The organism is Streptomyces sp. 3MP-14 (genome assembly GCF_006334905.2).
GTDB lineage: Bacteria > Actinomycetota > Actinomycetes > Streptomycetales > Streptomycetaceae > Streptomyces > Streptomyces triticirhizae.
Genome location: NZ_VDLZ02000003.1, coordinates 256,853 through 281,393 on the forward strand (window position 1 = coordinate 256,853; position 24,541 = coordinate 281,393).

General features: G+C 74.9%; 12 protein-coding genes. 7 read left to right on the forward strand and 5 right to left on the reverse strand.

Annotated features, from left to right (window positions below; all coding sequences use genetic code 11):
* Positions 1-37: 37 nt before the first annotated feature.
* From FH609_RS05710 to FH609_RS05730, 5 genes are read right to left on the reverse strand one after another with little or no spacing between them, the layout of a single operon-like run.
* The gene (locus tag FH609_RS05710) at positions 38-934 is read right to left on the reverse strand and encodes a 4'-phosphopantetheinyl transferase family protein (RefSeq protein WP_139666078.1); all 897 of its coding nucleotides are present in this window, start codon (positions 932-934) and stop codon (positions 38-40) included.
* Positions 931-4,143, reverse strand: a complete 3,213-nt coding sequence (locus tag FH609_RS05715; RefSeq protein ID WP_139666079.1) for a KR domain-containing protein — start codon at positions 4,141-4,143, stop codon at positions 931-933. Before FH609_RS05715 ends, FH609_RS05710 begins: the two co-directional genes overlap by 4 nt.
* Positions 4,136-5,542, reverse strand: a complete 1,407-nt coding sequence (locus FH609_RS05720) for a cytochrome P450 (RefSeq protein WP_139666080.1) — start codon at positions 5,540-5,542, stop codon at positions 4,136-4,138. Before FH609_RS05720 ends, FH609_RS05715 begins: the two co-directional genes overlap by 8 nt.
* Positions 5,539-11,676, reverse strand: coding sequence for an SDR family oxidoreductase (locus FH609_RS05725; protein WP_139666081.1), 6,138 nt, complete (start codon positions 11,674-11,676; stop codon positions 5,539-5,541). Before FH609_RS05725 ends, FH609_RS05720 begins: the two co-directional genes overlap by 4 nt.
* A 43-nt stretch (positions 11,677-11,719) precedes the next feature.
* Positions 11,720-13,246, reverse strand: coding sequence for an acyltransferase domain-containing protein (locus tag FH609_RS05730; protein ID WP_193317779.1), 1,527 nt, complete (start codon positions 13,244-13,246; stop codon positions 11,720-11,722).
* Between the two features lie 603 nt (positions 13,247-13,849).
* Between FH609_RS05730 and FH609_RS05735 the strand changes: the two genes are divergently transcribed.
* From FH609_RS05735 to FH609_RS05765, 7 genes are all read left to right on the forward strand, one after another.
* Complete coding sequence (locus FH609_RS05735; protein ID WP_226961426.1) at positions 13,850-15,238, forward strand: NAD(P)/FAD-dependent oxidoreductase; 1,389 nt, start codon at positions 13,850-13,852, stop codon at positions 15,236-15,238.
* Positions 15,239-15,336: 98 nt separating this feature from the next.
* On the forward strand, positions 15,337-15,861 hold the full coding sequence (locus FH609_RS05740; RefSeq protein ID WP_139666083.1) for a nuclear transport factor 2 family protein: 525 nt from the start codon (positions 15,337-15,339) through the stop codon (positions 15,859-15,861).
* A gap of 192 nt (positions 15,862-16,053) precedes the next feature.
* Entirely contained in the window at positions 16,054-17,004 is a 951-nt protein-coding gene (locus FH609_RS05745; protein WP_139666084.1) for an SDR family NAD(P)-dependent oxidoreductase, read from the forward strand.
* A gap of 244 nt (positions 17,005-17,248) precedes the next feature.
* The gene (gene leuS, locus FH609_RS05750; RefSeq protein ID WP_139666085.1) at positions 17,249-20,095 is read left to right on the forward strand and encodes a leucine--tRNA ligase; all 2,847 of its coding nucleotides are present in this window, start codon (positions 17,249-17,251) and stop codon (positions 20,093-20,095) included.
* A 582-nt stretch (positions 20,096-20,677) separates the two neighbouring features.
* Positions 20,678-21,337: a hypothetical protein gene (locus tag FH609_RS05755; RefSeq protein WP_193317780.1), complete on the forward strand. Its 660-nt coding sequence runs from the start codon at positions 20,678-20,680 to the stop codon at positions 21,335-21,337.
* A 648-nt stretch (positions 21,338-21,985) separates the two neighbouring features.
* Positions 21,986-22,831 carry a DegV family protein gene (locus FH609_RS05760; RefSeq protein ID WP_139666086.1) on the forward strand — a complete coding sequence of 282 codons (846 nt, stop codon included), beginning with the start codon at positions 21,986-21,988 and terminating at the stop codon, positions 22,829-22,831.
* A 616-nt stretch (positions 22,832-23,447) separates the two neighbouring features.
* On the forward strand, positions 23,448-24,404 hold the full coding sequence (locus FH609_RS05765) for a ComEA family DNA-binding protein (protein WP_226961427.1): 957 nt from the start codon (positions 23,448-23,450) through the stop codon (positions 24,402-24,404).
* The last annotated feature ends 137 nt before the right edge of the window (positions 24,405-24,541 follow it).

The window sequence follows — 24,541 nt, forward strand, 5'->3', positions numbered from 1 at the left end:
CACGTTCCCCCGTGTGAAGTAAGCCTGGCGACTTGGGTCAGCAGCCTATGGGCGCATCCTGTGGAGAGTCAACGTCGCTCGGGTGAAGCCCGGGTGCCCGGTGCGTCGCTTGCGGGGGCCTGGCCGGATTCGTCCGGTCGACGGCGGCCAGCAACGCGCCCCCGTCGCGCGCCAGCACGCCGGCGGGCGGGTCCTGCCGCCGGTGCGCGAGGGCGCTCGCGCGCCCGGTGCCGGGGTGAGCCTCCGGCAGGTCTCGAAGCATCAACTCCCCTAGCTGTGCGTCCAGTTGGGGCGGTATCGAACGGATCTCCGCCGGTTCGTCGGCCGGCGCGACGACCAGTTGCCAGGGTGGCAGGGACAGGCCGACGCCCAACGCCTTGAGCACCGCCTCCTTGCGCGCCCACACCGTGGCGAACGCGCGGGGGCGCGCGCTCCGGGGCAGAGCGAGCAGGCGCTTCGCCTCAACCGGGGCGAGCGCCCGGCCGAGCAGGCCGCCGTCCGGCGAGAGGTCGAGACCCGGGTCCGGCTCCGCGACATCCAGGCCGAGCGGGCCGTCGCCGACGGCGATCCCGATCCGGTCGCCGGCGTGCGAGACGGAGGCGGTCAACGGGCCAGAGGCGGTCAACGGGCCAGTGGCGGTCAACGGGCCGAAGGCGGCGGGGAGTCGGGGCCGGCCGTGCGGGCCGCCGCAGTCCGGGCAGGTGGAGTCGAGCGGCACCCGGGCTGCCGGCAGGCCCAGCCGTCGGCCCAGCACCAGCCGCAGCAGGGCCCGCCCCGCCAGGTAGCGACGGGCCGGCTCGGGCCGCCGGTAGCGGTCGAGCCGGGCTAGTTCGTCGGGGGCGAGCAACGCGCGGGCGCCCGGCGGGGCGTCGCCGGGCGCGGCCCACCAGACCTCGATCGGGGCGGGGCCGCCCGGTGCGGGTGCGGCGTTCACGGGGTGGGCAACTCCCAGCGGAAGCCGACGAGTTCGGCTGCGGGTGCGTCGGTCTCCCGGCCGACGAACCGGGCCCGGTCGGGGGCGGGCAGCCACAGCGCGGTGGGTTCGTGGCCGCCGTCGCCGGCCAGCGTCAGCCGGTCGGCGCGCCACACCGGCGCGGGTTCGCCGCCGGGCGCGGGTTCGCCCCCGGGCACGGGTTCGCCCCCGGGCACGGTCGGGGAGAAGGCGACGGCGGCCTCGATCGCGGCGACCGGGAGGAGGGGCTGCGGCGGGTCGACCATCGCGAACCACTCGGACGCCCGCACCGGCGTCACCTCCGCCCGCCAGCCGCCTGCCCCGACGGCCTCCCACGGGTGGACGGCCAACAGCCGCCCCCACCAGGTGTATGTGGGGGCGGAGCCGGGCCCGCCGGTGGGTTGGCCGGGCCCAGAGGGCCCTCCGCGCTCGCCGGCCGTGCCGGGGTGCATGGTGGTGCGTGCCGCACCGGGGGCTCCGGCTGCGCCGGCCATGCCGGAGGCGTTCGGCTGCCCGGCTGCGCCGGGGCTTCCGGCCATGCCGGGACGCACGTTGGTGCCGGCCGGACGAGCCTCACCATGGGCTCCGGCCCTGTCGGCTACTCCCGCCGCGCCGCCCGCGCCGGGCCTTTCATCCGTGCCGGGGCGTACGTTGGTGCCGATCGTGCCGGCTGCGCCGGTCCCACTCGTCGCGCTGGCCGAGCCGGCTGCGCGGAGCTCACCGGCTGCGCCGGCCATGCTGGCGGCCTCCGGCCGCCCGGCCGCATCATGGGCTTCGCCCGCACCTGCCGCGCCAGCGGCACCCGCACCTGCCGCACCCGCGCCAGCGCCGCCCGCGCCCGCCGCACCCGCGCCGGGCCTTCCGGCCGTGCCGGGACGCACGTTGGTGCCGATCGCGCCGGCTGCGCCGGTCCCACTCGTCGCGCTGGCCGAGCCGGCTGCGCGGAGATCACCGGCTGCGCCGGCCATGCCGGCGGCCTCCGGCCGCCCGGCCGCACCCGCCGCGCCGGCAGCCTCCGGCCGTCCGCCCGCGCCCGCCGCGCCCGCGCCAGCGGCACCCGCCCCCGCCGCGCCGGCCGCACCCGCCGCACCCGCCGCACCCGCGCCAGCGCCGGCGGCACCCGCGCCCGCCGCACCCGCGCCAGCGCCGCCCGCGCCAGCGGCACCCGCACCCGCCGCACCCGCCGCACCCGCGCCAGCGGCACCCGCACCCGCACCCGCACCCGCAGGGCCGGTGGGCCCCCAGGGCCCGCCGGCCTCCGTCGCCAGAAGGACCGTCGCTTCGGCCGCCAGCTCGCCGGCGGCCACCAGCCGCACCCGCGCGGCGCGCAGCGTCGCGCCGGGGAACGCCGGGTCCTGGGCCGGGCCCGGCTCCAGCCGGGCCTCCCGGACGAGGTCCAGCGCCTCGCCGTTCAGCCGCAGCGCCGCCGGCCGCACCGCGATGTCCAACAGTGCGACGGGAACGGCCGGTTCGCCACCCGGCACCAGCCAGCCCGCGCCGTCCCGCAGAAACTCCAGCGCCAGCGACAGCGGCAGCGCCGGCGCGCCGTCCACGGCGACCTCGGAGAGGCATGTCGCCCACGCCGGGTCGAGGCGGTGTTCGGTGACCACGGTCGCGGTCGGCGCGTAGGTGACGACCTCGCCCAGGAAGAAGCGCCGGCTGAGCATCGCGGTGCGCCCGCGCCAGTCGGACGGCACCGCGATGCCCCGCAGGTGCTGCGGCGCGACCAGCCCGATCTCGCCCATGAAGCAGATCTCGCCGTCGCCGTCCCTGGTGATCTCGGTCAGCCAGGCGTCCACCCCGTCGGCCACGCTGATCGGCGTCATATAGCGGGCGGCGGCGTCCAGGTTGGTGATCAGCCCGACGCCGTCCCAGGTCGGCCACGCCAGGCACTTGACCGGGTAGGGGAGTTGGTGGCCCGCGCGCAGCGCCAGCCTGGCCAGGCCCTCGTTGGCCGCCGCGTAGTCGAGCTGCCCGGTCATGCCGCCGTAGCGGCCGGTGAGCGAGCCCACCGCGCAGAGCATCTTCAACGGCCGTTCGCCCAGCGCCTCGACGAGGTGCAGGAAGCCGTCGACCTTGACGCCGACGACCCGCCGCACCTGTTCGTCGGTCTTGCCGGGCAGCCGGGTCGGCAGGTCGATGCCGGCGTTGTGCACCACCACGGTCAGCCCGGGGCCGGCCCGTTCCACCAGTTCCCGCACCCGCACCGGGTCGGTGACCTCGCAGGGGTGGTAGGCGATGTCGGCGCCGGCGGCGCTGGCGCGCTCCAGGTTGGCTGCGATCTCGCGGAGTTGGGTCATCCGGCCGATGCGGCGGCGCACGGCGGGCAGCGGCTCGGCGGGGTCGCGTTCGGCCCAGGCGCGCCGTTCCACCTCCGCGAACTCCGCCTCGGTGGCCGTCAGCCAGGCGGGCCGCTCGGCGGGGAGCGCGGCGCGGCCGCTGACCAGCACCCGGCAGCCGGTGCGCAGCGCGGCGTGCAGCGCGAACTCGAAGCCGATGCCCCGGGCGCCGCCGGTCATCAACAGGGTGTCGTCGGGGCCGAGATCGATCGGCTTGCCGTCGATCTCGGTGGCGTGGGCCAGCAGCGCCACCCGCCCCTCGGCGGTGTGGCCGACCTCAAGGAGCCGCCCGCCGAGCAGTTCGGCGACGGCGGGCGGCCCCGGCGCGAGCTTCGGGTCGAGGTCGAGCACCCGGATGTCGCAGGCCGGGAACTCGCGGGGCAGCGTCTTGGCCAGCCCGGCCCACAGCCCGCCCAGCGGCTGGGCGGCGGCGGCCGGCCGCAGGCCCATGGAGCCGCCCATCCAGGTCACCGCGAGGTAGTGCAGCCGCCGGGCGTCGGTCTCCCGCGCCCAGTCGGCGTAGACGCCGCGCAGCGCGGTGACGGTGCGGGTGAGCGCCGCGTGCCAACTACCGGGCGCGACGGCCGTTTCGGGCGCCATGCCGCCGTCGATCACGGCGTCGATCGAGCCGGGCTCGGCGGGCGCCTCGGCGTTCCCGTCCCAGTCGACCGGCCGGCCGCCGTGCTCGGCGACGGCGGCCCGCACCGAGCCTCGGAACCTGGCGTCGCCGCCGAGCACCAGCACCCGCCGGCCGGCCAGCGCGTCGGCCGGCGGCGTGGGAACGGGCGGCAGCGGGGCGAGGCCCAGCAGGTGCCGCAGGATCGGCGCCTCGGCCACGGGGCCCTCAGCCATGGTCGGCGCCCTCGCGGGACCGCAGCCGCACCCACATCGCGCTCATCGGCCGCAGCGAGATCAACGAGTCGCCGTAGCGCAGCAGTTCGCCGGGGACCGGCTCCAGCCGGAACCGCTGGCAGACCATCGCCAGGATGATCTTCAGCTCCAGCGTCGCCATCAGGTTGCCGATGCACATCCGAGGGCCGCCGCCGAACGGGAAGTACGCCATCCTGGGCCGGCCCTTCACCGCCTCGGCCGTGAACCGCGACGGGTCGAACTCCTCCGGGTTCTCCCACACCTCCGGGTTGCGGTGCGAGACCAGCGGGGAGAGCAGCACCGAGCTGCCGCCCGGGATGTGGTAGCCGTCGAGCGTGTCGTCCTCGACCGCGTCCCTGGGGTAGAGCCAGATCGGCGGGTAGAGCCGGAGGCTCTCCTCGATCACCATGCGGGTGTAGTCCAGCGTCGCCAACTCCCCGACATCCGGCGTCGATCCGCCCAGCACGTTGGCCAGTTCGCCCTCCAGCTCCTCCCGCACCCAGCGGTGGGTGGCGACCGAGTGCAGGGTCCAGCAGGCGGCGGTGGCGGTGGTCTCGTGGCCGGCGAGGTAGATGGTGAGCAGCTCGTCGCGGATCTCGGTGTCGCTCCACGGCTCGCCGGTCTCCGGGTCGCGGGCCTCCTCGGCGAGCCGCACCAGCACGCCCTCGCCGGTCGCAGCGTGGTTGGCCCTGATGTCGGCGACCACCTCGTCGTAGATCCGGCGGTTCTTCCGGATCAGCCGGTTGCGGGAGGTCGGCAGCCAGCTGGGCAGCATCTCGGAGACATAGCCGTGCGGGAACATCACCTCGATGCTGTCGTCCACGACGTCCTTCATCAGCGCGGTGCGCGCGCTGATGTCGTAGCCGAACAGGGAACGGCTCAGCGTGATCAGGGTCAGCCGCATCATCTCGGCGACCAGGTCGACGGGTTCGCCGGCCCGTTCGGCCGCCTCCCAGCGGGCCAGCATCTCGCTGGTCGCCTCGACCACGTTGGGCACGATCGCCTCGATCGCGGTGCGGGCGAACGCCGGCTGCACCGCCCTGCGGTGGCCGCGCCAGGCGCGCCCGTCGGAGGTGAGCAGCCCGGTGCCCATCACCAGCCGGAACTGCTCGTAGAGCTTGCCCCGCACATAGTTGGCCTGGTTCTCCACCAGCACCCGCCGCACCGCGTCGGGCGAGGTGGCCAGGTGAACGGTGTAGGGGCCCATCCGCATCCGGCTGAGCTGGCCGTGGTCGCGCTGGAGCCGCAGCAGGAACTGCGCGGGGTCCCTGCGGTAGGGGACGAGCGAGCCGAAGCCGGGCGTCCCGCGCGGGCCCGGCGCGACGCGGGCCCCTTCGGCGGCGGTGGTGGCGTGCGACGGGGGCGTCGAGGTGGTGGTCACAGCGGCAGCGCTCCGATCCGGTGGGGTTCTGGCGTGGCGCCGGCGGCGTCCGCGGTGCTCGCGTTGGTTTCCGCGTTCTCGACGGTGGCCCGGTCCACATGGCGGCCGGTGTGGGAGTCGATGTAGCCGAGCGCGAAGCCGGAGACGTCCTGCATCTGGAGCAGCATCCGCCCGTCCGGCAGGGTCGCGGTGAACCGGCTGGCCAGGCCCGAGCCCTCCAGCAGCAGCCCGCGCGGCGTCGCCGACAGCTCGATGGGAACGCCGCGCTGCCCCAACTCCACGTCGTTGTCCGGGACATAGAGGTCGATCCGGCGGATGCCGCTGGGCGCGGCGACCGGGATGTAGCGGCCCTGGACCAGTTCGAGGACGGCCAGCCTGGCCATCCCGTCGAGCATCAGGCCCGGCACCAGGAACCGTTCGTAGGCCGTGCCGGGGCCGACCGGCGCGGTGTAGCGGGCGCGCTTGCCCAGCGGGTGGAGGCGGGTTTCGGCGGTGGTGACGAACGCGCCCCCGAGGTACACCGAGGCGCCCTCGGCGTGGTACGGGTCCATGATCGGCGTCTCCTCGGCCGCCGGCCAGGGCGACCAGGTGGGCGCCGGCGGGTGCGAGTCGGCGAGCACGACGGTCGCGCTGAAGTGCTGCTTGTCGCGGACCAGGACGACGCCCTGCGGGGAGAGCACGTCGCCGGTGACGCGCACGGCGACCACGGCCCGGCCCGCGTCGCGGCGCTGGAGCGTCGCGGTGATCCGGCGGGGGGCGCGGTCGGTCGCGCCGCCCAGCCGCAGGAAGTGGTCGAAGGTGACGTCGCGGAAGCCGACCACGGTCAGCTCCGGCACCAGCTCCAGGGCGGCCTCGGCGGCCAGTTCGGTCACGAAGCAGCCGGGGAGCGTCGGCACCCCGCGCACCGTGTGGTCGCGAAGGTAGCCGTCCCGCTCGTCGAACTGGCGCTCCACGGTCAGGGAACGGTCGCCCTCGCGCACGACCCGGTCGATATAGAACCGGCCGCGCGCGCCGCCGCCCTCCCGGGGACCGGCCGGCGCGCCCGGCGCATTCGCCGCGCCCGGCGCGGCCGGCGAACTTGGCGCGCCCGGCGCGCGCCGGGGCGCGAAGTAGCCCGGGATCATCTGCTCCATCGCGGCCCGCTCCACGTCGCCCAGGTGGTGGGTGACGGGCGCCCGTTCGCCGGCCGCCAGCTCGGCGAGGAAGTGCCGCACGCCCTCGGCCGTCGGCATCTGGGTCAGGACGTTGGCCATCTCGCCGTCGCTGAAGAACGACTGGTGCACCTCGCTCGACGCCATCCCGACCTCCTTCCACAGCGTCCAGCCGATGGCGAACTCGCCCTGCCCGACGACCGTGTTGTGCAGCGCGGCGGTGCCCAGGAAGTCGTTGCTCGCGGCGTAGTCGGTCTCGCCGAGCTGCCCGGTCAGGCCGATCAGCGAGGCGAAGCTGCACCAGGTGCGCGGCAGCCGGCCGCGCAGCGCGCGCCGCAGGTTGAGGTAGCCGCCGGCCTTGATGGCGCGCACCTCGCGGAAGTGCTCCAGCGGCTTGGTGGCCAGCGCCCCGGCCCGGTTGACGCCGGCGGCGTGGATCAGCAGGTCGATGGCGCCCCGTTCGCGCTCGATCCGGTCGAAGGCGGCGGTCAGCTGCCCCGGGTCGAGCACGTCGGCCCGCAGGTAGTGGACCCGGCCCGGCCCGCAGTGGCGCTCCATCGCGGCGAGGTTGCGCAGGATCTCGGCGGCGCCGGACAGCTGCTCGTACTCGCGGGAGATCTCCCGCACCGGGCGGCCCGGTTGGGCGGCCATCGCCTCGCGCAGGAACGTCACCCGGCTGGGCAGCGCCTCGGGCCCGCCGTAGCCGTTGATCCGCTCGGTCAACTCGGCCACCGGCTTGGTGCCCAGGGCGTAGATCACCGGCCGGTAGCGCTCGGCGACCGCCTTCAGCAGCTCGGAGGTGATGCCCCGGCCACCGCCGGTGGCCACCACCACGCTGTCGGCGGTCAGCGGCGGCAGCGGTCCGGCTCCTGGCGCCGGCGCCTCCTCGGTGACCAGGGTGTGCCGCACCCCGCCGGCCCGCACGGTCACCGGAAGCAGCTGGGTGGCCCGCGACTCGTCGACCAACTCGTCCAGCAGCTGCGGCAGTTGGTCACCCGTGCTGAGCACGCCCGCGACCACCAGGCCGGACAGTTCGAGCGAGGCGCTCTTCAGCAGCCCGGTGAACAGGCCGGCGAACGGGTGCGCCACCCAGCGCCGCTCGTCGAAGGCGCGGGCGAACGAGGCCAGCACCGTGCCGCGCCGGGCGCGCAGCGCCGGCTCGCACACCTGGAGGGTGAGGAAGAGCGCGTCCTGGAGCCGGAAGTAGGGCTCGGGGTCGGCGTCCAGCGCGGCGTCGGCCTCGGCCGGCCCGGACAGGTCGGTCAACAGCCGCACCTGGCTGATGTCGTCCGCCGCGTCGCCGAGCGCCGCGCGCACCGAGGCGCGGGTGATCTCGCCCAGCACGCGCCGGCGCACGCCCTCGGTCGGCACGGTCGAGAGCACCAGCGGGTCGTCGGGCCTGGTGCCCAACGCGCCCAGCAGCTCCGGGGTTCCGGTGAGCACCACGGCGTCGGCCGGCAGCGCCTCGGCCGCCGGGCGGACGCGGTCGTTGACGGTCGGCGCCCAGTGCGAGACATGGCGCCGCACCAGGTCGACCTCGCCGCCCGCCGTCCGCGCCGGCTCCTCGTCCCGTGCCGGGAGCGCGGCCGGCTCCTCGGCGAAGCGCAGTTCGAGCGACAGCTCGGGCTCGCCCGGCGCGTCGCCGGCGACGACCCGGGCCCGGGCGTCGCCGGCTGTCTCGGCGCGGCGCAGCGCGCGGAGCAGCGCCACGGCGGAGTCCGCGCCCAGATAGCGCGGCGCGTCCTGGCGCGGGTGGGCGGCGCCGGCCGGGAACGTGCCCGGGCCGCCGTGGGTGGCGTCCCTGGTCAGCCGGCCGAGCGTGGCCAGCACCGGCAGCCCGGCGGCCTCGGCGGTGGCGCGCCGCATCAGCGCGAACATGAAGGCGCCCTCGGCGAGTTGGACCCCGGGCGCGCCCAGCAGCTCGGCGGCGAGCCGGGTCATCACCCCGGTCGAGTTGCCGTTGACGCCGCCGACCAGCGCCACGTCCACGTCGTGGGCGCGGAGATAGCGGGCGCCCACCTCGAAGGAGCCGAGCGCGGAGCCGAAGCCCAGGTCGACGGTGAGGTTGGGCCCGTTGAGGTTGAAGTAGTTGGCGACCCGGGCCGGGATGACGTTGGGCATGATCCCGGGGAACGAGTCCTCGTTCGACGGCTGGACGCCCTCGCGGACCGCCTCCCCGAGCGCGGCGGTCAGCCGTTCGTCGAGCGCCACGTCGGCCGGCAGCCGGCCCAGCGCGGTCAGCGCGTTGTCGAGGTGGCAGCGCTTGCCGTAGAGCACGGCGTGCCGGGTCGGGCCCATGTGCCCGAGGAAGACGCCGGTGTTGGCGCGGTGTTGGTCCCACAGCGCCTCGCCGAAGAGTTCCTTCAGCTCCTGGGCGCAGCGCAGCACCATCAGCTGGCAGCGGTCCAGGGTGCGCAGCACCTTCGGGGGCATCCGCAGGCCCATCCCGGCGTAGTCGTAGGCGGCGCCGAAGGTGGTCGCCGGCGCGGGGCCCGTTCCGTCGAGCCAGGCGCGGATCGCGTCCGTGCCGTCGAGGCCCGGCACGTGTGCGGACCAGGCGGTGACGACGATCTCCTCGTCGCGCGCCCGGGCGCCTGAGGCGTCGGCCGAGGGCGGCAGCGGCTGGGCGGCCGGCCGGTCCTGCACCATCAGATGGGCGTTGGTGCCGCCGAAGCCGAACCCGGAGACCGAGGCGACCCTGGCCCGTTCCGGGTCGGCCGGCCAGGCGACCGGCTCGGTCGGCACCCGCAGCCCGGCCTCGTCCAGGCCGTACGCCTCGGGGCTGCGCGCGAAGTGGTGCTGCGGCAGGATGGTGTTCTTCTCGAAGCTCTGGAGCACCTGGATCAGCGAGACCACGCCGGCGGCCCAACCGGTGTGCCCGATCAGGGACTTGTTGGAGGTCACATAGGTCGGCGTGGTGCCGGCCATGGTCTGCCGGATGCTGGTGATCTCGCACAGGTCGCCGGCCGGCGTGCCGGTGGCGTGCGCGACCACCCAGTCGGGCCGGCGCTCCGGGTCGGGCGCCTTGGCCAGGGCCCGCTCGATGGCGAGCTTCTGGCCGGCGGTGTTGGGGGCGTAGATGGCCTTGCCCTTGCCGTCGGACGAGGTGCCGATGGCGGAGACATAGCCCAGCACGCGGTCGCCGTCGCGGCGCGCCAGGTCCAGGCGCTTGAGGGTGACGGCCGCGGCGCCGTCGGAGAACAGCACGCCGTCCGCGTCCCGGTCCAGCGGGCGCAGCCGGCCGCTGACCGACAGGCCGTGCAGCTTGGCGAAGAGCACCGCGTTGCGCGGCCCGACGGCGAAGCTGCCGCCGCAGACCGCCGCGTCGTGCCGGCCCTCCAGGATGCCCTTGATCGCGATGTCCACGGCGTAGAGCGCGGAGGAGCAGGCGGTGTCCACCATCAGCGTCTCGGTGCCGTCGGGCAGCAGGCCGGCGATGGAACGGTTGCCCACCTGGTAGGGGAGCAGGGTGGTCAACGGGGCGCGGTGCAGCGGGTAGTGGTCCTCCAGCGCGCTCCTGGCCTCGCCGAGCAGCCGGGCGCGGCGGGCCGCGTCCCAGCCGGCGGCGACGCCGGCCCGGTCCAGGTCCTCCAGCAGGCTGTCGGTGACCAGGACCTCCTCCAGGTGCTGGTTGCCGTCGGCGGTGTAGCCGATGACGCAGGACAGCCGGTCGCCGGCCGGCAGCCGCACCCCGTCGAGGGCCTCGTAGACGGCGTGCCGGAACCACTGGGTGGTGTAGTCGGTGGTCCTGCGGTCCGCGCCCAGCTCGGCGGCGAGGCGCGGGTGCGGGACATAGTCGTCCACATAGCCGGAGCGCACCTGGTACGTCTTGTCCTCGGCGTCGCTGTCGGCCGAGTAGAACGCCTCGCTGCGGAACCGGTCGGGCCGGTCGCCGTCGAGGAGTTCGGGCCCGTCGGCGAGCAGCCGCCAGAACTCGTCCGGGTTGTTGGCGCCCGGCACCACCAGGCCCATGCCGACGACGGCGATGGTGGCGCGCTCGGCGGCCAGCACGTCGTCGGAGGGCGCGACGGTCCCGGCTGGCGCGGCTATCGGGGGCGCGGGCGCCTGGGGCGCGGGCGCCGGCTCGTTGACGCGCAGCGCGGCGCGCGGTGCGGTCTCGCGCGCCTGCGGCCTGGTCTCGCGCGCCGGCTCGTACCCGTTCCCTGGCTCCTCGTTGCCCGGCTCCTCGTTCCTGGGGTGCCAGTGGCTGGGCGGGGTGAGCATCGCCCCGCCCAGCGAGAGGCCGCCGTCGGCGACGATGGTCTGGCCGGTGATCCAACTCGCCTGCTCCGACAGCAGGAAGAGCACCACGTCGGCCAACTCCTCGGGCCGCCCCAGCCGCCCCAGCGGGGTGTTCCGCCTGACCTGCCGGTCCATCTCCTCCGGGCTGGGGAAGAGGCTGGCGACCTCGCCCTCGATCAGCCCGCCCGAGGCGGTGTTGACCCGGATGTTGCCCGCCGCGAACTCCACGGCGAGATAGCGGGTGAGCGACTCCACGGCGGCCTTGGCCGTGCCGACCGTGACGTAGTTGCCGACGGCCAGGCCGGCGCCGAGCGAGGACAGGTTGACGATCGCCCCGCCGCCGGCCGCCCGCATCAGCGGCTCGGCCCGCTGGGCGCACCACAGCGCGCCCTTGAGGTTGACGTCGAGGGAACGGTCGAACGCCTCGTCCGTCGTGTCAGCGACCCGGCTGAAGCTGCCGGTGGCGGCGTTGTTCACCAGGAAGTCCAGCCGGTCGTGGCGCTGCCCGATCTCGTCGAACATCCGCGCCACCTGCTCCCGGCGGCCCACCGAGGCCCGGACGATCTCGATCGACAGGCCGCGCTCGGCGAGTTCGGAGCGGAACGCCTTGGCCGCCGCGTAGGAGTGGAAGCAGTTGACGATGACATGGGCGCCGAGTTCGGCCAGTCGGGTCGTGATGATCCGGCCGATGCCTCGGGCCCCTCCGGTGACCAGGGCGGTCCTGCCACTGAATCGCTGCATGATGCCTGTCTCGCTCGTCGGGAGTCTCGATGGGGGCGATGCCTCAGGCGGCTGCCGGGGCGCTCGCGTCGCGCCCGGCCTGGAGCACCATGTCGGCGACGCGGCCGAAGGTGGCGTAGTCGGAGATGTTGAACTCGGCCGGCTGGGGCGGAAGCTGGTACTGCTTGGCGACGCGGCCCAGCAGGTCGGTCTGCTTGACCGAGTCCACGCCGAGGTCGGCCTCCAGCAGCACGTCCTCCGTGAACACCTCGCTCGGGTACTCCAGCGCGGTGCCGTACAGCTCCGCCAGCTCGGCCAACACCGTGGCCCGGTCCAGCTGCCGCGCGGGCGCGGCGGCCGGGGCCGGCGTGGCAGGGGCCGGGACGGCGGCCAGCGCGGGGAGCGGGGCCGGCTCGGCGACCGGCTCGGCCGGTGCCTCCGGCACGATCGGCTCGGCGGGCTCGGTCACCTCGGCGACGACCTCCTTGCCGGTGAACCGGTCGTAGGACTGCCGGATGGCGCGCAGCGTGGCGATGCCCTCCGAGCGCCAGAAGCGGTCGAACTCGGTCGCGTCGTCGCCCAGCAGATGGCGCACGGCCGAACGCAGCCGCTCGTTCCCGCCGTTGGCCAGCCGCACGATGTCGTCCAGCGTGGTGCCGCGCCGGCCGCTCTCGTCCACGGCCACCGCCGTCCACCCCGACTCCTCGGCGAGCACCGTGCCCACCAGGTCCGTCAGCACCTGCCGCCCGCCGCACTCGACGAACAGTTCGGTGCCCTCCTCGCGGGCCCGCCGCAGCGCCTCGGGGAAGTCGAACGGGGTGACCAGGTGGCTCGCCAGCAGCGCGGCGAAGTCATCGTCCTCCGCGTAGCGGCGGCCCAGGATGGGGGAGTGGACCGGCACGTCGGGCGTGGTCCAGCGGATGTCGGCGAGCGCGGCGGCGAAGCCGTCGACGGCGTCCGCCAACACCGGGCTGTGGAAGGGGTGCGGGGAGTCGAGCCGCGTCGCCGGCACGCCGGCCCGGCGCAGCAGCTCCTGCGTCACCAGCATCGGCTCGGTCGCGCCCGAGATCACCACCTGGCGCTCGGCGTTGACGCCGGCCACCGCGACCGAATCCTCGCCCAGGAAGGTCAACAGGCCCTCGGCGCGCTCCCGGTTGGTGCGCACCGCCAGCATCACACCGTCCGCGCCCTCCAACGCGGCCAGCGCGCGGACCCGGTGCGCCACGATCCGGGTGCCGTCCTCGACCGAGCAGGCGCCGGCGGCGGTCAGCGCGGCGATCTCGCCGAAGCTGTGGCCGATGTGCAGGGCGGCGGTCACCCCGTCCTTGCGCAGCGCCTGCGCGGCGGCCACCGAGCCGGCGAAGATCGCCACCTGGAGCAGCTCGGGCGAGGTGCGCAGCAGCGTCGGGAGGTCGGTCGTCCGGTCGGTCAGCAACGCCCCCAGGTCGACGCCCAGTTCCTCGCCGGCGACGGTGGCGACCGTCTCGACGACCTCCTCGACGACGGCGGAACGGTCCGCCAGCCGGGCCAGCACGCCCGGCGCCCAGCCGCCCTGACCGGGAAACAACAGAGTGGTCCGTGCGAGAGACATAAAACCCCCAAGGTGTTCCGGACGCCCTCTCGGCGACCGGTGACCGGTGACGGCGGGTGGAATCCCGCGCCCGTTCGGCGCTGATTCAGACGGGAACTCACCCGGAAACGACGGAAGGGCACCCGCGCGCGGAACGGGCGGATACCGGCCGGAATCGGCGCGCCCCCGTGCCGTACTCCACCGAAGAATCCACCGCATCGTGGGCGCCGCCGCCGAGCGCTGTCAATCAAAGTGGCAACTCCCTGTCAGCCCGTCGCCGCAGGGAACTTCAACGCCCTTGCTCGCGCTGGGTGTTCGCCCGGACGCATACTGTCGTGTAGCCGGCGGTGCTGGTCTCCTTGAGGTAAGCGCAAGGTTTCTTTTATCGCGGTTCTGTCATAAACCGGGACCCGATATTCAACAAGGGGAAAGCGGAACGCCGCTCTCCGCCGTCGCCCGGCCGGGTTTCCGAACAGTCCCCTGACAGCAAGTGGTCAACACCATGGCTTTGACAGTTCCGCGTTGCGTAGCCTCCGACGAAATCCTTCGGGAGAGGCCGGGGGAGACGCCGTGGGGGACAGCGCGGGGAACAGCGTTGGCGAACAGCGCTGGGGAAGAGGCGCGATGTATGACGTGATCGTGGTGGGCGCTCGCTGCGCCGGTTCGCCGACGGCGATGCTCCTGGCCCGCCGTGGCCACCGGGTGCTGCTCCTGGACCGCGCCACCTTCCCCAGCGACAGCCCGCTCTCCACCCACCTGGTGCACCCGCCGGCCATCATGCGGCTCAAGCGCTGGGGCCTGCTGGACGAACTGCGCGCCACCGGCTGCCCGCCGATCCACGAGTACGGCCTGGAGTGCGGCCCCGTCGACCTGATGGCGCCGCTGCCGCCAGCCGACGACGTGGACGTCGCCTACGCGCCGCGCCGCCGGGTCCTCGACGACATCCTGGTCCGCGCCGCCGTCGCCGCCGGCGCCGAGCTGCGGGAGGGCGTCTCCGTCCAGGAGCTGCTCACCGAGCCCGACGGCACCGTGGTCGGCGTCCGGGGCCGCACCAAGGAGGGCACCGTCGTCGAGGAGCGCGCCACCGTGGTGGTGGGCGCCGACGGCACCAGGTCCCGCGTCGCCCAACTCGTCGGCGCCACCGAGTACCACGCCCGCCCGCCGCTGCTGACCAGCTACTGGAGCTACTTCGCCGGGCTCGCCGTCAAGGACGTGCCGACGTTCCGCGCGAACCACAAGTACGCCTTCGCCTGGCCCACCAACGACAACCTGGTGCTGGTCGGCATGGCCTGGCGGGCCGCCGACTTCAAGCGGCTGCCCGGCGGCGCCGACGAGGTGTTCCTACCGGCCTTCGACGAGATCGCGCCCGCCTTCGCCGCGCGGCTGCGCGACGCCGAGCGCGCCGAACGCTGGATGAGCGGCTCGGTGCCCAACTTCTTCCGCACCGCCCACGGCCCCGGCTGGGCCCTGGTCGGCGACGCCGGCTACAGCCGCGACCCCTGCACCGCCTCCGGCATCACCGAGGCCACCCGCGCCGCCGACTTCCTCGCCGAGGCGCTGCACGACGGCCTCAGCGGCGCCCGCCCGATGGCCGAGGCGCTCGCCGACTACCAGCGCCGCCGCGACGCGGCCAGCCGCCCGTTCTACGAGTACACCTGCGACTTCGCCACCCTCGACGACTACCCGGCCGACGTCCTCCAACTGCTGGACGCGGCAACGCGCAGCGAGTGGCACGCCGCCGGGCTCTCCGGGCTCTTCGCGCAGACCACATCGCCGCAGGAGTTCTTCTCGATCGACTCCATGGCGCGGCTGCTGACCGGACCGCAGGGCGCCGAGCTGACACACTGGCGGCTGCGCGCGCTGCGCGCCCTGGTCGGTGGCCCGGCCGGGCGCACCCGTCTCGCGCGTGGCCTCGGCCAACGCCTCGTCAACGGCCGTCTGGGGCCGCTCGGTTCCTACCTGACCACCGCGCCACCCGCCCCACCCGTCGTGACCGCCCCCACCCCGTCGTGACCGCCCCCACCCCGTCGTGACCGCCCCCACCTCGTCGTGAGCCCCGCCGGGCCCACGCCCCGCACCCGGCGCCCGACAGCGAAGCGAAGGAAGCACCCGTGTACCACACCGTCGTCGCGGCCAAGGTCCGCGCCACCTTCCGCCGGATCAACGAGGGCGACTACCAGCCCGTGCTGGACTCGTTGGCCCCCACCTTCCGGTACCACTTCCACGGCGAGCACGCGCTCGGCGGGACGCGGACCACGCTGCCGGCGATGAGGCTGTGGTGGGAACGGGTCTTCCGGCTGATCCCCGGCGGCACCTTCGACGTGCGGGACGTCCTGGTGCGCGGCTGGCCCTGGCGCACCACGGTGGCGCTGCACGCGGTGATCACCGCGCCGCTGCCGGACGGCGGGACCTACCGCAACGACATCCACCAGTTCCTGCGGATGCGCTGGGGCAGGATCACCGAGGTCAGCACCATGGAGGACCTTCAGCGACTGCAACGCGCGCTGGACGTGGTCGCCGCGCACGGCACGGCGGAGGCGCACGCGGCGCCGATCACCGACGCGGACGCCGAGGCGGGCGCCGGCGCGGGCTCGGGTGCCGGCGCGGATGCGGGCGCGGGCTCGGGCGACCGCTGACCGGGCGGCGGCGCGCCAACCGACGGGCGGCGGCAGCCGGTTGCCGCCACCGTCGACCGGGACAGGTCGGGCCGGGGACCGGGGGCCCGGCCCGGCCGCCCCCCGACGCTCGCGCGCCGCGCCGCCCAACGGGCCCCCGCCGCCAGCTCGTTCACCCACCAGCCCAGCACCGCCCGACGACGGGAGCGCCACGTGCCGACCGACCAGCGGCCCAACGCCGCACTCGTCACCGGCTGTTCGTCCGGCATCGGCCGGGCCACCGCCCTCGCCCTGCACCGCGCCGGCCACACGGTCTACGCCACCGCACGCCGCCCCGAGACCCTGGCCGACCTCGCCGCGCGGGGCCCGCGCCCGCTGGCCCTCGACGTCACCGACGAGGACTCGATGGCCGCCGCCATCGCCGAGGTCACCGCCGCCGAGGGCGCCGTGACCACCCTGGTCAACTGCGCCGGCTACGGCCTGACCGGGCCCGTCGAGGAGGAGAGCGTCCAGGCGGCGCGCGAACAGTTCGAGACCAACCTCTTCGGCGCCGCCCGGCTGACCCAGCTCGCGCTGCCCGGGATGCGCGCCAGGGGCCGGGGCACCGTGGTCAACATCTCGTCGATCTTCGGCCGTTACGCGGTGCCCGGCGGCGCGTTCTACCACGCCTCCAAGCACGCCCTGGAGGCGTTCAGCGACGCGCTGCGCCTGGAGGTCGCCCGGTTCGGGGTGCGGGTCGTCGTGATCGAACCCGGCCCGGTGCGCACCCGCTTCGGCGAACGCTTCGTCGCCGGCTTCCAGGACTCCGGCGGCCCCCGGCCGGGCGAGGGCGACGGGGCGGCCGGCGACGGGCCCGCCGGTGGCGGGGCGGCCGGCGAGGGGACCGCCGGCGGTGCGGGCCCCTACGACGACTTCCGCCGCCGCAGCGCCGCCTACTACGCGACGGTCTTCGCCGGCGGCCGGGACGGGCGGCGCACGCTGGCCGGCTCCCTGCTGGTCGAGCCCGAGGACGTGGCGCGGGCCGTCGTCCGGGCGGCCGAAGCCCGCCGGCCCCGCGCCCGCTACCGCGTCGGGCTGCTGGCCCGCACCACGATCCAGCTGCGCCGGGTGCTGCCCGACCGGGCGTTCGACGCGTTCGTCCGCCGCCAGTTCCCGGTGCCGTGAGCGCGCCCGGGGGCGGGCGGGGCGGTCGACGGGCCGGGCCGGCCGGGGCGCGGAACGCCACCGTGGGCGGCGGCCGAGTGCGCTACCCTGTCTGCCATGCGTGCCGTACGCCTCCTTCTTCTCCGGCCGCGCTGAGCGACAACGACACGACGCCGGCGCGGCCAGCCCCTCCTGTGCGAGGGGCTTTTTCGTGGGCGGGTACCGCCAGCACAGCACCGACGAGGCTTTGAGGACTTCGAGGACGATGAGCGAGACACACAGGTACGACGCCGCGCTGGCAGCGAGGATCGAGGCACGCTGGCAGGACTTCTGGGCGGAGCACGGCACCTTCGAGGCGCCCAACCCCTCGGGCGACCTGGCGGACGACCCCGAGGTGGCCGCCCGGCCCAAGAAGTTCGTGATGGACATGTTCCCCTACCCCTCGGGCGCCGGGCTGCACGTGGGCCATCCGCTGGGCTATATCGCCACCGACGTCTACGCCCGCTACCAGCGGATGACCGGCCACAACGTGCTGCACGCGCTGGGCTACGACGCGTTCGGGCTGCCCGCCGAGCAGTACGCCGTGCAGACCGGCACCCACCCCCGGGTCTCCACCGAGGCCAACATCGAGACCTACCGCCGCCAGGTGCGCCGGCTGGGCCTGGGCTACGACGAGCGGCGCTCGTTCGCCACCATCGACCCGGAGTACTACCGCTGGACGCAGTGGATCTTCCTGCGGATCTTCAACTCCTGGTACGACACCGAGCAGGGCCGCGCCCGGCCGATCGACGAGCTGATCGCCGCGTTCGCCTCCGGGGAGCGCAAGACGCCCGACGGGCGCCCCTGGAGTGAGCTGTCCGCCGTCGAACGCGCCGAGCTGCTGGGCGAGTACCGGCTGGCCTACGCCTCCGAGGCGCCCGTCAACTGGTGCCCCGGGCTGGGCACCGTGCTGGCCAACGAGGAGGTCACGGCCGACGGCCGCTCCGAGCGCGGCAACTTCCCGGTCTTCAAGTCCACGCTGCGGCAGTGGAACATGCGGATCACCGCCTATGCCGAGCGGCTGCTGAGCGGCCTGGACACGGTGGACTGGCCCGAGGCCATCAAGACCCAGCAGCGGAACTGGATCGGCCGCTCCGAGGGCGCCCGGATCACGTTCGGCATCGGCGACCCCGAACAGGGGCGCGCGGTCTCCGTGTTCACCACCCGGCAGGACACCGTGTTCGGCGCGACCTATCTGGTGCTGGCGCCGGAACACCCGCTGGTCGACGACGTGGTGCCGGCCGCCTGGCCCGAGGGCACCCGCCCGGAGTGGACCGGCGGGCACGCCACCCCGGCCGAGGCCGTGGCCGCCTACCGGCGGCAGGCCGGCGCCAAGTCCGACGTGGAGCGGCAGTCCGACGCCCGGGAGAAGACCGGCGTCTTCACCGGCGCCTTCGCCACCAACCCGGCCAACGGCGAGCGCGTCCCCGTCTTCGTCGCCGACTATGTGCTGGTCGGCTACGGCACCGGCGCGATCATGGCCGTCCCGGCGCACGACGCCCGCGACTTCGCGTTCGCCCGCGCCTTCCACCTGCCGATCCGCTGCGTCGTCGCGCCCACCGACGGCCGCGACCCCGACCCCGACACCTGGGCCGACTCGTTCACCTCCTACGAGGCCACGCTGGTCAACTCGGCCAACGACTCGCTGTCGCTGAACGAGCTGAGCGTCCCGGAGGCCAAGGCCCGCACCACCGCCTGGCTGGAGTCCACCGGGCTGGGCGAGGGCACCGTCACCTACCGGCTGCGCGACTGGCTGTTCAGCCGGCAGCGGTACTGGGGCGAGCCGTTCCCCATCGTCTACGACGAGGACGGCGTCGCCCACGCGCTGCCGGACTCCATGCTGCCGCTGGAACTGCCCGAGGTGGAGAACTACTCCCCGCGCACCTTCGACCCCGAGGACTCCGACACCCGGCCGGAGACCCCGCTGTCCAGGAACGAGGAGTGGACCCACGTCACCCTGGACCTGGGCGACGGGCCCAAGCGGTACCGCAGGGAGACCAACACCATGCCCAACTGGGCGGGTTCCTGCTGGTACCACCTGCGCTACCTGGACCCGCGCAACACCGGGAAGCTGGTCGACCCCGAGGTCGACTCCTACTGGATGGCGCCCCGCGAGGGCCTGGAGTCAGGCGGCGTCGACCTGTACATCGGCGGCTCCGAGCACGCGGTGCTGCACCTGCTGTACGCGCGCTTCTGGCAGATGGTGCTGTTCGACCTGGGGCACGTCTCCTCGCCCGAGCCGTACCACAAGCTGTTCAACCAGGGCATGATCCAGGCGTACGTCTACCGCGACGCCCGGGGCTTCCCGGTGCCCGCGGCCGAGGTGGAGGAGCGCGACGGCGCGTTCTACCACGGCGGCGAGCGGGTCAGCCGGGAGATCGGCAAGATCGGCAAGTCCCTGAAGAACGTCGTCTCCCCGGACGAGATCTTCGTCGCCTACGGGGCCGACACGCTGCGGCTGTACGAGATGGCGATGGGGCCGCTGGACGTGTCGCGGCCGTGGGAGACGCGCGCCGTGGTCGGCCAGTACCGGCTGTTGCAGCGGATCTGGCGGAACGTGCTGGACGAGGAGACCGGCGAGGTCAGCGTTGTGGACGCCGAGCCGGACGAGGAGACCCTGCGGATCACCCACAAGACGATCCACAGCGTCGCCCAGGACCTGGACCAGCTGCGCTTCAACACGGCGATCGCCCGGATCACCGAGCTGAACAACCACGTCACCAAGCTGCGCGAGGTGCCCAGGAGCACGGCGGAGACGCTGGTGCTGCTGATCGCGCCGCTGGCGCCGCACGTCGCGGAGGAGCTGTGGCAGCGGCTGGGGCACGAGCCGAGCGTGGCCCACGAGCGCTTCCCGCTGGCCAACCCGGCGTATCTGGCGGACCCGACCGTGACGTGCGTGGTCCAGGTGCGCGGCAAGGTGCGGGCGCGGCTGGAGGTCGCGCCGAGCGTCGGCGAGTCCGAACTGGAGGAACTGGCGCTGGCCGAACCGGCCGTGGTCGCGGCGCTGGCCGGCGCGGACATCCGCAAGGTGATCGTCCGCGCGCCCAAGCTGGTCAACATCGTCCCCGCGTGAGGTAGGCGGCCGGCGGGCTGGCGGTCGGCGCTGGCCGGCGGCCGGCGGGCTGGCAGGTCGGCGGCGCCGGCGCGGCTGGGGCCGGTGGCGGCGGGCCGCGCCGGGCCGGCTGGGGCCGGTGGGCCGGCGGCTGGGGCGCGCCGGGCTGGGGCCGGGGTCGGTGGGCCGCGCCGGGCCGGCGGTCGGCGCTGGCCGGCGGCCGGCGGGCTGGCAGGTCGGCGGCGCCGGCGCGGCCGGGGTCGGTGGTGGCGGGCCGCGCCGGGCTGGGGTCGGTGGTGGCGGGCCGCGCCGGGCTGGGGTCGGTGGTGGCGGGCCGAGGTCGGGCCGGCTGGGGCCGGTGGGCCGGCGGCTGGGGCGCCGCCGGCCCCGATGTTGGAACTCCCGCGCTCCCACAGGACGGGCCAGCCGCGCCCCGCTCGGCGGACGTGATCCGGCCTGCTCCTGCCGGGGCTCGCCGCGCGGCAGTTGGCGGCGGGCCGGGCGGTTCGACGAGCCCCACCGCATGGCGGCGAGAACCACCTCCGCCGACCAGTGCTCGCCTCGCGACACGGGGGCCGCTCCGGGAGCGCATACTCTGGAGGCATGGAGTGGGTCCTCGTGCTGTTCGTGCTGTTCGCGATGAGCGTGGCGGCGGCGGTGGTCGTGGTGCGGCGTGTGGTGCGGGAGATCCGCTACCGCGCGGGCCAGGCGCACCAGGAGTTGCGCCGGCGCGCGGTGGGCGCGGCGCTCGCGGCGCGCGCCGCGCAACCCGGGGCCGTCGGTGAAGTGGCCCGAGTGCGCAAGGAGTTGCGCACCAGCGTGACCAACGCCCGGGCAACGCTGCTCGCCGGGGTGGCCCAGGACGCCTCCCTGCGGGAGGCGCTCGGGCTCTGCGAGCAACTCGTCGAGCACGCCGAACGGCTCGACGGCGAGCTGAACGCGCTGGTCGCCGGCGGCGAACGGGACCGAGCGCGCATCGGCGCCGCCCTGCCCGAGTTGAAGAAGCGCGCGGAACGCATCCGTTCCTCGGCCGACTCCCTGCGGGACGCGGCCAGGGACCGCGCCCAGCACGACGAGGGTTCCGACCTCGACTCCCTTCAGCAGCAGATCGAACTGGAAGCCAGGGCGCTGCGCCACTGGTCGCCCACCGAGCCGGCCCCGAAGCGGCCCGAGGTCCCCGCCCCGGGCGACGGCCGCAACCGCGGCCTCGACGCCCCCGGCCTCGACGGCAAGAGCGACCGGCCGGAGGAACGACGCGGCTGACCCCCGCACCCCCGCACACAGGCACGCCTCAGCCGCCCACCGACCACACCCCCACCGGCAGCACCGTCCCACCACCGGGACGCAGCCGGCCGTTGGCGGTTTGCGGCCAGGCGTTGGCGGCAGCCCGGAGAGCCTGCCGTGGCACGACCGCTCGCTGGCGGTGCGCGCCGGCTGGTCGGCGGCAGCCTCGACTGCCGTCGGTGCGCGGCGACCCGCCCCGGCGCCGGCCGGCCTGGCGCGGCCGGCCTGGCGCCGGACGTTTCGCCGGTCGCCCGACACTCGCGGCGGCTGGCGTTTGCCGTCCCCGGCCGCCGCTCGTCGCCCGCCGTGTTCGCGTGGCGCAGCCATGCGTCAGCGCGATGCGCGGCCAGCCGGTCGGCGGCAGCCCTGACCGGCACCCGCCGGCGAGCCGGTGGCCGCGCGCCGCCCGGCGCGAAGCCGCCAGCGCAACGGCCGGACACCTGCCACGCCTTGGCCACGGGCCAGCGCCGCGCCAGCTCCCTGCCGGGCCACCGACTCGCCGGCTCGCCGGCCAGGCGCCCGCGCTTCGCCGGCCAGGCGACCCGTGGTGTCGGCGCGGTCGCCGGGGGGACCGGGCCCGTGAGACCCGGCGGAGCGTGGGCTCCGCGCTCCGCTAGTCTCCGGTCTATGCCCTGCTCTGTCGCCATCGTCACCGACTCCACGGCCTACCTGCCGCGATCGACGGTCGCGCGACGGGAGGTGCGGGTCGTGCCGCTGACCGTGGTGCTCGGCGACGAGGCGCTGGAGGACGGCACGGAGCACGCCGTGCGCCGGCTCGCACAGGCCCTCGGTCAGAAGCAGTCGGTGACCACATCCCGGCCGAGTCCGGCCGAGTTCGCCGAGGCCTATCGGCGTGCGGCGGCTGAGGGCGCCAAGAGCATCGTCTCCCTTCATCTTTCGTCCGAAATCTCGGGCACCTACGACGCGGCCGTGCTGGCGGCGCGCGAGGCAACCGTTCCGGTGCGGGTGGTGGACAGCGGCATGATCGCCATGGCGCTGGGCTTCTGCGTGCTGGCCGCGGCCGAGGTCGCCGACGCGGGTGGTTCCGTGGACGACGCGGTCGCCGCCGCTGTGAAGCGTGCCGAGGCGACCCGGGCGGTCTTCTATGTGGACACCCTGGAACACCTGCGGCGTGGCGGCCGAATCGGCACGGCCCAGGCCCTGTTGGGCTCGGCACTCGCAGTGAAGCCGTTGTTGGAGTTGGCGGACGGGCGGATCGAGCCGCTGGAGAAGGTGCGCACCGCGTCTCGGGCCATCGCCCGCCTTGAGGAGTTGGCGGTGGAGCACGCGGGTGGTGGACCCGTCGACGTGGCGGTGCACCATCTGGCGGCGGAGGAGCGTGCGGTCCAACTCGCGGACCGGTTGCGGGGGCGTCTGTCTGGCTTGGTCGACCTCCATGTCAGTGAGGTGGGTGCGGTGTTGGGCGCTCACACCGGGCCGGGGCTGCTCGGTGCGGTGGTGGCGCCTCGTTGAACGGGGGTGTTCCCACGAGGGTTCCCGGTTCCGAGCTGCGGGTCATCATTCACCCCGAAGGGTGACGAAGTTATCCACAGGCGCCGAGTTATCCACAGATTTGTGGTCGCGTGGTCACGGTATGTGAATTCGGGCTAGGTTCCTCGGCATGGAAACTCAGCTGTTTGAAGGGCGCCCGGGGCGCCGCAGGTGCGTTGCGCTTCGAGGGCCGGGAGATGGCCGGGCGAGCGGTCGTGGTCCGGGCCGGGGCGGCCCCCGTCATGCCGCCAACCGCCGTCCCTGGGGCGGCCGTTCCCAGGCGCCGCCCACGGCGGGCGTGGAGCAGCGGGCCGCCGTGCTGTTCCCGGAGTGGGGTGGAGCGCGGTCCGAGGCGACGGAGGTCCCGGCTCCGCCGGTGAAGTCCGGGGAGGCGCAGGCCATTTCGCCGTCGGTCCTTCCGCCCCCAGCTGCCCCTCCGCCGCCGCGCGCCGCCTCGTCGCCGATGGCCTCGGCGCCCCCGCCGACGGACTCGTCGACGGAGCGCGCGAGTTCGCGGCAGCCGGCTGCTCCTGACTCGTCCCGGCCTCCCGCTCCGGGGACGCCAACTCCGGCCAGGTTCACGCGCATTCTTCCGGCCGTGCCGGTGCCCGTTCCCAACTCGGCGTCCACGCCGGTGGCTCCGGCTCCGATCCCGGCTCCGACCGAGTCCACGCGGGTCGTCCGGCGGCGCGGCGTGGGCAAGGCGGCGGAGCCATCCACCGCCGTCGGGGCTTCCGCCTCCCCCGGGGCTTCCGCCGCTCCCGGCGTCTCCGCCGACACCGGCGTCGCGGAGGGGAGTTCGGGTTCGTTGCCCTGGCGGCAGCGGATGCGGCTCGGGCTGGTCGAGCGGGTGCCGGCCTGGCTGCGTGGCCGCTGTGGGCTCGAACCGCGTTCGTGGCTGGCCGTGTTGCTGGTGCTGGTGGTCGCCGTCGGGTTCGCCGTTCACCACTTCTGGTCGGAGCGGGCGCGGGTCGTGCCCGTCGCCGAGCCGTCCGCCGCCGCCGAGGCGGAGCCGGCCGGGGAGGCGGCCGACGAGGAGCCGATGAACGCGGCCGGTGGCCCCACCGGCGACGGGACGACCAGCGACGGGACGACCGGCGGAGGAGGCGCCGTGGTGGTGGTCGATGTCGCCGGCGACGTGCGTGATCCCGGGCTCTATCGACTGCCGACCGGCTCCCGGGTGGCGGACGCCCTGGAGGCGGCCGGCGGGCCTGTGGACGCGGACGACGCCCAAGGACTCAACCAGGCCCGGCTGTTGATCGACGGCGAACAGTTGCTCGTGGGCGAGGAGCCGCCGGTCCCTGCCGCAGTCCCGTCGCCCGAGGGCGACCTGCCGGGCAGTGGTCCAAGTGGCCAGCCGGCTGCGCCGGTCAGCATCAACTCGGCCACCTCCGAGCAGCTTCAGGAGCTTCCCGGCATCGGTCCGGTACTGGCGGGCGAGATCGTCGCCTACCGGCAGCAGCGGGGCGGCTTCACCGCCGTCGACCAGTTGGGCGAGGTCTCGGGCATCGGCGACCGCCGCCTCGCGGAACTGCGCGACCGTGTCACGCTCTGAGCACCCCCGCTCCCGCCCACGCCCAGCCGCCGCGCCACACCACACCCCTCCCGCATCCCGCGTTGGCGGCACGGTCATCCCGGCGAGCGACGCCGGCGGCGTCGTGCCCGCCGCCGGCGGACCGGCCGATGCCCGGC

Excerpts from the sequence above, each read along its gene's own strand:
- FH609_RS05725 (WP_139666081.1), bottom strand. The coding sequence starts at position 11,676 with ATGCAGCGATTCAGTGGCAGGACCGCCCTGGTCACCGGAGGGGCCCGA.
- leuS (WP_139666085.1), top strand. The coding sequence starts at position 17,249 with ATGAGCGAGACACACAGGTACGACGCCGCGCTGGCAGCGAGGATCGAG.
- FH609_RS05735 (WP_226961426.1), top strand. The coding sequence starts at position 13,850 with ATGTATGACGTGATCGTGGTGGGCGCTCGCTGCGCCGGTTCGCCGACG.
- FH609_RS05730 (WP_193317779.1), bottom strand. The coding sequence starts at position 13,246 with ATGTCTCTCGCACGGACCACTCTGTTGTTTCCCGGTCAGGGCGGCTGG.
- FH609_RS05755 (WP_193317780.1), top strand. The coding sequence starts at position 20,678 with ATGGAGTGGGTCCTCGTGCTGTTCGTGCTGTTCGCGATGAGCGTGGCG.
- FH609_RS05760 (WP_139666086.1), top strand. The coding sequence starts at position 21,986 with ATGCCCTGCTCTGTCGCCATCGTCACCGACTCCACGGCCTACCTGCCG.
- FH609_RS05715 (WP_139666079.1), bottom strand. The coding sequence starts at position 4,143 with ATGGCTGAGGGCCCCGTGGCCGAGGCGCCGATCCTGCGGCACCTGCTG.